The 8364-nt window shown below is 40.5% G+C and carries 6 protein-coding genes; 3 read left to right on the forward strand and 3 right to left on the reverse strand.

Annotated features, from left to right (window positions below; all coding sequences use genetic code 11):
- Positions 1 to 339: 339 nt before the first annotated feature.
- The 3 genes from AC5JMF_RS26040 to AC5JMF_RS26050 all read left to right on the forward strand — a co-directional run bounded on the left by AC5JMF_RS26040 (position 340) and on the right by AC5JMF_RS26050 (position 5641).
- Complete coding sequence (locus AC5JMF_RS26040) at positions 340 to 594, forward strand: hypothetical protein (RefSeq protein ID WP_495798604.1); 255 nt, start codon at positions 340 to 342, stop codon at positions 592 to 594.
- 795 nt (positions 595 to 1389) lie between these two features.
- Positions 1390 to 1635 carry a hypothetical protein gene (locus AC5JMF_RS26045; RefSeq protein ID WP_495798605.1) on the forward strand — a complete coding sequence of 82 codons (246 nt, stop codon included), beginning with the start codon at positions 1390 to 1392 and terminating at the stop codon, positions 1633 to 1635.
- Positions 1636 to 2197: 562 nt separating this feature from the next.
- A complete protein-coding gene (locus AC5JMF_RS26050) occupies positions 2198 to 5641 on the forward strand; it encodes a GAF domain-containing protein (RefSeq protein ID WP_495798606.1) in 3444 nt (1147 codons plus the stop codon).
- Positions 5642 to 5753: 112 nt separating this feature from the next.
- On the opposite strand, the gene cpcE is transcribed toward AC5JMF_RS26050, so the two are convergent.
- The 3 genes from cpcE to cpcB form a co-directional block, all read right to left on the reverse strand.
- The gene (gene cpcE, locus AC5JMF_RS26055; RefSeq protein ID WP_495798607.1) at positions 5754 to 6581 is read right to left on the reverse strand and encodes a C-phycocyanin alpha-cysteine-84 phycocyanobilin lyase subunit CpcE; all 828 of its coding nucleotides are present in this window, start codon (positions 6579 to 6581) and stop codon (positions 5754 to 5756) included.
- A 232-nt stretch (positions 6582 to 6813) separates the two neighbouring features.
- Positions 6814 to 7302, reverse strand: a complete 489-nt coding sequence (gene cpcA / locus AC5JMF_RS26060; protein WP_495798608.1) for a C-phycocyanin subunit alpha — start codon at positions 7300 to 7302, stop codon at positions 6814 to 6816.
- A gap of 94 nt (positions 7303 to 7396) precedes the next feature.
- Positions 7397 to 7918, reverse strand: coding sequence for a C-phycocyanin subunit beta (gene cpcB / locus AC5JMF_RS26065; protein ID WP_495798609.1), 522 nt, complete (start codon positions 7916 to 7918; stop codon positions 7397 to 7399).
- Positions 7919 to 8364 lie beyond the last annotated feature (446 nt).

Raw genomic sequence — 8364 nt, forward strand, 5'->3', positions numbered from 1 at the left:
AGTGGCGACCTTATACTTGATAGTTGCTTTGTCAAATTGTCGCAATCAATGAGAAAAATCTTCCCATCTTGAGATCGGCGCATAAAATTCTGAGACTTAATATTGTGGTGAATAAGTCCTTAACTGTATGTCTATTCCTTTTGGAATATAAGTTTGCAATTATCTAAAAAATATAGACATAAAACATTAAAATAAGTTTTAAATTATGTCCTAAAAATCTAATTAGATTTGATATTTATATGAAATTTATATATATAATCTAATTAAAAAGTGCTGATAATATTCTAAACAATCATATAGAATAAAATAGCAAATCATCTGAAGAATAGGAGATAAAAAATGGCTAAGATAGGAATTTCAGATTTTTATCCTATTGATATAGGAATGTTTTTGCATGATTTAACTCCAGCACAATTAAAGAAAGTCTTAGGAGGCTTCCCTTATGTTTATATAGAAAACATTAGTGACGCCATAAATGACCACTCATTTACATCTGAAGTTCATACTTTCCACGATAATAGGATTGATAGCAGAGACTATTCAAGGTCAAATTACACATTTGGTACTTCTTGGGTTAATCCTTGGTTCCATTAAGTGATTTAAATATCAATCCTTTACCTATCTATTAACTTGTTGATGAAGATGGGTGCAATGATGATGAGAGTATCATTAAAATTAAAGAGCAAATTAATTCTGAGCAGGAGACGGAATAATGGCTAGGATAGGAATTTTTGATATTTATACTATTGATTTAGGAACATTTTTGCACGCTTTGGTTCCAACACAAGCACAAACTATATGGGGAGGCTTTCCCTATCTTTATATAAAGAACGTCAGCGACGCTGTAAATGACAATTCGGTTACATACGAATATGATACTGTCCACGATAGTAGATTTCGTACTGTAGATTATTCAAGGTCAAATTATACGTTTGGTAGTTCCTGGATTACTCCCTGGTTTTATTAAGCTCTAGCGATTAGTAATCGCGCGCCAGTTGCTACCCTGTGGGAAGCCGCCCTCCGGGCGTCTACAAGTCGGCAAAGCCGCCCAACGCACTGGCTTGGCTACACAGATAAAACCCACGGAGGTGGGTTTGAAAGATATAACTTTTGCTTAGTCCACGGAGGTGGACTAAGCTTTGTGTAGTAGCGAATTCTATTTAACCAAAACTTTTAAAGATTCTACCATTTTTTGTATAAGATAAAAAGGTTTTATAGAAATATATCTTATTGCAAGAATAAATAATAAATTATGTTTTGCAAGCACTATATTCAAAATATTAATATGACAATTTTATCTGTAATTTACCTTAAAAATAGCTAAAAAAATAATGGCTAATAATCTAAAATATATTAGTCTAATTAACTATTGGTAACTAAACTAAGGCAATGACTAAAATAGCGATTCGCGACTTCAAATTTATCGAAGAAGAGACATTTTTATATGAGTCTGTTTCAGCAGATGAGAAAACAGTATTGGGTGGTTATCCCTCTATTCATATAACCAACATTACTGACAGTATAGATGGTTCGTCTACAACATATGAATCGAACGGTTTCCATGACAATAAAATTCATACCATAGACTATTCAAGGTCAAATTATAACTGGTTTGGTATATTCCCTAAGAAATAGTATGAGTCGTTGAAGATGATTCTTTAATTCAATCCGAACTCATTTTTGTAAAGACGTTGTAGAGCAACGTCTTTACTTTGTATGTGTTTAAAAATACTAATGACTTACGGCTGGTCAAATATTTTTATCGAAGTGATAAATTCCACAATTGTCCTGAGAAGTTTCCACAATCAGCCATAGTAATCGTACTGAGCGATCGCTTGTGGATCAAATCGGTGAAAAGCACAGTAACCCTCGTCGCGCATCACGAGAATAATCTACGTAAGGCATCAAGTAAAAATAAGTAGTGCGAGCATCTTGCTCGCGCGGGCAAGATGCCCGCACTACAAATATTAAATTGTTCAACTTATTTTTACACGAATCCTAAGGAATATATCAATTACACAATTACTGGTGTTCGTGTAGCGTCTTTGACAAACTAGACAATTGCATATGTAAGCTCAATGTATGTAGCTCATATATCAGTGTTTTTACGACTGTCATATATAACTATTGATTATCAGAATGTATAAGATATAGCTCATAAAAATTATTAAATACTAAATCTGTAGTCAAGAAGTTTATGGTTGATTTACCTACGGAGCATGTAAGTTTGACTCAGGAAATTTTATTACACCGTATTGCTAGTCGGGTGCGGCAATCTTTAGAACTACAAGAAATTTTATTAGCTACGGTTGCGGAAGTCCGCTCATTTCTCGGCACTGATCGTGTGAAAATTTACCAATTTCAACCCGATGGTCATGGGTTGGTGATTGCCGAATCAATTCAAGAAGGTCGCTTACCTCCGCTGTTAGGGCTAAATTTTCCTGCAGATGATATTCCACCGTATGCGAGAGAATTATTTGTGAGGGCACGTCAACGCAGAATAGTAGATTTAGCAACACACGAAATAGGTATTAGTCCTCTCGATAACTTAGAAACGGGTCAACCCCTCGAAGAGCAAGATATTCGCTATCGTCCTGTTGATCCTTGCCATGTGGAATATTTAACAGCGATGGACGTCATGTCTTCGGTTGTTGTGCCGATTGTTTTACAAAGTAAAGAAACTGGGAAAGATTCTTTACCATCTCTGCGACAATCATCGCAATTGTGGGGGCTATTAGTATCTCACCATTCAGAACCACGAGTTGTCACAGAGCAAGAATTACAGCTGATTCAATCGGTAGTTGATCAAGTAGCGATCGCAATTTCTCAATCTATTTTACTCAACCAAGTCAGAGAGCAAGCCCGTCAAGAAGCTATCATTAACCAAGTTACCGAACAACTTTATACTACGCCGACTGTGCAGCTGCAAGCTGCCCTAGAGGAAACGGTAGCTGCTTTTGCAGGTTCTGGAGGACGCCTTTATTTACTGCCAGACAATAAACAACCTACACAAATCTACACCTGTGGGGTACAACCTGCTGCACTTGATCGTGGAGCAGGTAGACCGATTGAGGAACATCGATTATGGCTAAAATACCTCTACTCCGCTACTAGCCCACCCGGCGATTATGACAGCATCGGAGCTAAATTATGGTCGGTGAATTGGATGAGAGCTGTTTATGCTTTGAATCCTCCACCGGATGAGCGCAATTCTGACACAAATTTGTGGGCGATCGCTGATATTTATAAAGAACCCTTATTTAGAGCGATCACTCCTTGCTTCCAAGCCACGCAAATCCGGGGTTTGTTGATTGTACCCCTGCTGTATGCTTCTACTGTCGTTGGCTGCTTAAGTATCTTCCGAGATGAAGTGGATATAGAAACTATTTGGGCTGGCTGTGTTGATACTGATTCTCGTCAACTGATGCCGCGTCAATCTTTTGAGGCATGGCGCGAACTGAAAACTGGACAGGCACAACAGTGGGCTGATGCAGATGTCAAGCTAGCACAAGCACTTGGTGAGCGCTTTTCCACTGCTATTAAGCAATATCGACTGTATCAACAAGTACAAGCCCTCAATACTAATTTAGAGCAACAAGTACGCGATCGCACTGCCGAATTGCAACAGAGCAATACCGATTTGCAACGCTCTACCATTGAGTTACAGCGATCGATTGAAAGGCAACAAGCCCTGGCTCGCATCATTGCAAATATGCGGCAATCGCTGGATGTGGAAAATATATTCCGTACTACAACTGAGGAAATTTGTCAATTAATAAAGAGCGATCGCTTAGCAGTGTATCGCTTTAATGCCGACTGGGGAGGTGAATTTGTCAGTGATTATGAATCTGCAAATCCTCGATGGCAGAATAATGTCAAGCTAGGGGTAAATACTGTGTGGGATGACACATATTTACAAGAAACCAAAGGGGGACGCTATCGCAATAATGAAACCTTCGTGGTTAATGATGTGTACAGCATGGGATTTGCCGATTGCCACATTGATTTACTCGAACAATTTCATGTCAAAGCTTTTATAATTACGCCGATTTTTGTTGGACAAGAATTATGGGGCTTATTGGGAGTTTATCAACACTCTAGCAGTCGTCATTGGGAAGTTTCAGAGGTAGAATTTTTTAAACAAATTGCTACTCAATTAGGTGTAGCCTTGCAGCAAGCTGAGTATGTGGAACAAGTGCGATCGCAAACACAACAATTGGCTCTTGTAGCAGAACAACAGCAAACTCTAGCAAGTGTAATCACCAAAGTTAGAGAATCTCTAGACTTGAATGAGATTTTTGAAACCACTACCCAAGAACTCCGCCGCGTACTCAATGCTGATCGAGTTGTGGTTTTTCGTTTCTATTCTGAATTTAGTTATGAAGGTGGCGAAGTCATAGCAGAAGATGTTGCATCTCATTTTCCTTCAACCTTAGCAGCAAAAGTCTATGATCGCTGTGTAGGCGAACAGTATACTAAGAAATTCTGTCACGGTTATATTCATGCAGTAGCAGATATCTATAACTCGGAATTAGACGATTGTTATATCTCAATGTTGTCTCGATTCTGGGTAAGGGCAAACTTAGTAGTGCCGATGCTCAAGCAAGGTAATTTATGGGGTTTACTTTGTATTCATCAATGTGAAAAATCTCGGAAATGGCAAGAGTCAGAAATTGAATTTGTGAGCCAAATTGCTTCTCAGTTAGGAGTAGCTCTACAACATGCGGTACTGCTCAAACATACACAGCAGCAGGCCACACAACTTTCACAAACTCTCGATAATTTAAAGCAAACTCAGACCCAATTAATTCATAGTGAAAAGATGTCAAGTTTGGGTCAATTAGTAGCAGGAGTAGCCCATGAAATCAATAATCCAGTTAATTTTATCTACGGCAATCTCAGCCATATTCACGAATATACACAGAACTTAATTGAGATGCTCAATCTCTATCAACAGCATTATCCTGAACCTAATCCAGAAATTAAACAACGAGCAAAAGTTACAGATTTAGAATTTATTGCAGAAGACTTACCTAAACTATTTGCCTCGCTAAAATTAGGGGCTGAGAGGATTTATGAAATTGTACTTTCGCTACGAAATTTCTCTCGTTTGGATCATGCTGAAGTGAAATCCGTCAATATCCATGAGGGAATTGATAGCACCCTATTAATATTGCAGCATCGTCTCAAATTGAATTCGTTACATTCAGGAATTGAAGTTGTCAAGCAATATGGAGATTTACCACTTGTAGAGTGTTTTGCTGGACAACTCAATCAGGTATTTATGAACTTAATAGCAAATGCGATCGATGCTTTAGAGGATATATGTCGTCAGTCTATTAAATCAGGTGCAAAAAAACATTATCCAGTGATCAATATTAAGACCCAGCGTATCGGAGATGATCGCATCCAAATTTCTATCAAAGATAATGGATTCGGGATATCACAAGAAGTACAAACTCAGCTATTCAATCCTTTTTTTACGACCAAACCCGTAGGTCAAGGCACAGGTTTAGGACTTTCAATTAGTCACCAAATCATCGAAAAGCATGGAGGTAAGTTACAGTGCGTGTCCCAACCTGGCGAAGGAGCAGAATTTATTATTGATATTCCAATTAGACAATTTAAAGATTCTAAATGAGGGAATATCGAGGTCTTGAAACCCAACCCACGAAGGTGGGTTTTGTTTGTGTAGTGGCTCCCCAAGTAGAGGAAGTGGCGCGCGATTTCTAATCGCCGGAGCTAGAAATATCCTAGAGCAATTCATCCATCAATGTCATCACCTGAATTGCCCCGTCAGATAAATTCGGTGGCGTAGTTTGTTGCAGTTGCTTTTCTAACAAACCTTTAAGAGAAATCAGTTTGAGACTATTTTCTGCTAATGTTTGAGCGATCGCCTCTGCCGCAGGTAAATAACCAATTGCCCCTAAATCCGCTAATACAGCCCGTCGCAATTGTAAATCTGGATTGGAGAGTTCTTGTATTAAGCGATCGCCATATTGATTTGCTACTTGTGGTTCGGGGGCTAACTGATACATTGCCCTGGCTGCGGCATATTTAATTCGAGGAATGGGGTGATTCAAAAAGGGTTGAATATCAGCAATTGCATCTGTTGCGCCTAGAGTTCCCAAGGCTTCTAAAATGGCGTCAAAGGGTTGGACAAGTTGTGGTGGTTCTGGGGCGGGTAGTGTTCCAGGTACACTATCGTTTAACAGTGCAATCAGCTTTGGAATACAAGACAAGTCCCTCAACATTTCCAGAGACTGCGCTGCTGCTTCTCTAACGTAAAAATCAGAACATGCCAACGCCTTAATTAGTGGCGCAACCGCCCGGCGATTGTTCAGTTTTCCCAATGCTCTCGCTGCATTGCGTCGCAGAGGATAACCACCTACCTCGGTGCGATCTGCCTCATCCTCAAGTGCTGCTATTAATACTTCAATTGCTTCTTGGGCATCAACTCGAAACCGCCCTAACCACCAAGCTGCATATACGCGTAATCCTAAATCTTCACCCTGGAGATTAGCGATCGCTTGCTCTACTGTTAATAGGTTATCTTCCTGAATTCCAGTTTCGTTTTCCATTGTGTGAAGTCAAGGGTCAATAGTCATTTGTCCTTAGCTCAAGGACGAAAAAAGTTTTTCACCCAACTCTTTACTCTCTATAAAATAATTCGTAATTCGTAATGACGCTCCTTCGTCGCTAACGCTGCGCTAACGTAATTCGTAATTCGTAATTAAAAAAACAATGCCCGGAAGGGTAAACAATCACTAACAAATGCCAGTCATTGTATGCCCCTCCGGGCAAAATTATCAACTAGCTTAGAGCGTTGATAGCGTAGTCGATGTAAGAGTTAGCTTCAACAGCAGGGTCGCCGCTCAAACCGTGGTTAGCTTTAACGTACTTCAGAGCTTCAATGTACCAGCTAGGAGATAGCTCGAATGTCCGGTTAATTTCAGCAATACCACCGATGAGGTAATCATCTAATGGGCCTGTACCACCTACAACTAGACAGTAGGTGATCATGCGGAGGTAGTAACCGATGTCACGAACGCACTTGTCTTTACCAACTTGAGTTGAGGCATAGTTGGGGCCAGAGGTGCTGGTGGTGTAGGGGAACTTGTTGTAAACCGCTTGAGCTGCACCTTGAGCTAGGGTTTGAGCGCTGGAAGTCAAAGCTTTAGCTGCTTGTAGGCTAGCTCCAGCTTGACGAAAGCGACCAAATGCAACTTGGAGTTCGGTAGAGCTGAGGAAGCGTCCTTGAGAATCAGCAGCAGCTACTGCTTCGGTTAGAGGGGTTTTCATTGTTAGCTTATCTCCCAATTATTTTGTCAAAAACGTAGCAACGGACTTGTAATCAATAGCAACCTTTACGAGTTACCCATAGCGCGATCGCGCTTTAAGCAACAGCAGAAGCAGCCTTGTCAAAATAGCCGCCCAATTCAGCAATCAAGCTGTTGCAATCGCCTCTGGTAATGTTGTTGGGGTTGTTAGCGATTCCGATCGCTGCATCTTTCATTTTCTTAACGCCCACTGCTACAGAAGCACCAGGAGTACCCAGAGCTAAGTAGGTTTCACGCAAACCGTTCAAGCAGCGGTCATCTAGAACGCTAGCGTCTCCAGAGAAGATTGCATAGGTGATGTAGCGCAAGATAATTTCCATGTCGCGCAAGCAAGCAGCCATCCGACGGCTGGTGTAAGCATTACCACCAGGAGCAATCAACTGTGGTTGCTCAGCAAACAATTCACGAGCCGCATTCGCAACAATCGCTGATGAGTTGCTGGTAATGCGGTTCACAATGTCCATACGCTTGTTGCCATCAGCAACTAAAGCACTTAGAGCATCTAGTTGAGAACCACTGAGGTATTCGCCCCGTGCGTCAGCCTGAGATACCACCTTTGCAAATGCGTCGAGAACCATATCAATCTCCTAATGTGTTTTGTTGATTACGGTTTTAGATTACAACCGGACTTGGTTAAGCTTGGCGCTAGACTGTCTAAACAGTCTTGGGAAGGCTAAGCCAGTTGATGAGTTACCAGCTAAATGTCTTCTTTTATTTCCGATTCAGAAATTTGGAAGACTTTGCATTTCTTAAAAGATTGAAGGACTTGATTAATTAGGTAGCGAACAACCTCTACCCTTTCTCTAAGCGCGTTTTTCAATCTCCTTATTTGTTTATACTATGTCGTTGGATCATTTTTTGTTACGAATTATCATGAGTTTTGTGATATTTTCGTTAACATAACTTTACAAATGACTCATATTGGGGAATTGGGAATAAGGAAAGAGTATTGATTATTTCTCCCTCATCCCCCCAGTCCCCAGTCCCCAGTCCCCAGTCCCCAGTCCCCAGTCCCCAGTCCCCA

The organism is Desmonostoc vinosum (assembly GCF_059505385.1).

Bases quoted from the DNA above. Each gene is read 5' to 3' on its own strand.
- AC5JMF_RS26040 (WP_495798604.1), top strand. From the start codon at position 340: ATGGCTAAGATAGGAATTTCAGATTTTTATCCTATTGATATAGGAATG.
- AC5JMF_RS26045 (WP_495798605.1), top strand. From the start codon at position 1,390: ATGACTAAAATAGCGATTCGCGACTTCAAATTTATCGAAGAAGAGACA.
- AC5JMF_RS26050 (WP_495798606.1), top strand. From the start codon at position 2,198: ATGGTTGATTTACCTACGGAGCATGTAAGTTTGACTCAGGAAATTTTA.
- cpcE (WP_495798607.1), bottom strand. From the start codon at position 6,581: ATGGAAAACGAAACTGGAATTCAGGAAGATAACCTATTAACAGTAGAG.
- cpcA (WP_495798608.1), bottom strand. From the start codon at position 7,302: ATGAAAACCCCTCTAACCGAAGCAGTAGCTGCTGCTGATTCTCAAGGA.
- cpcB (WP_495798609.1), bottom strand. From the start codon at position 7,918: ATGGTTCTCGACGCATTTGCAAAGGTGGTATCTCAGGCTGACGCACGG.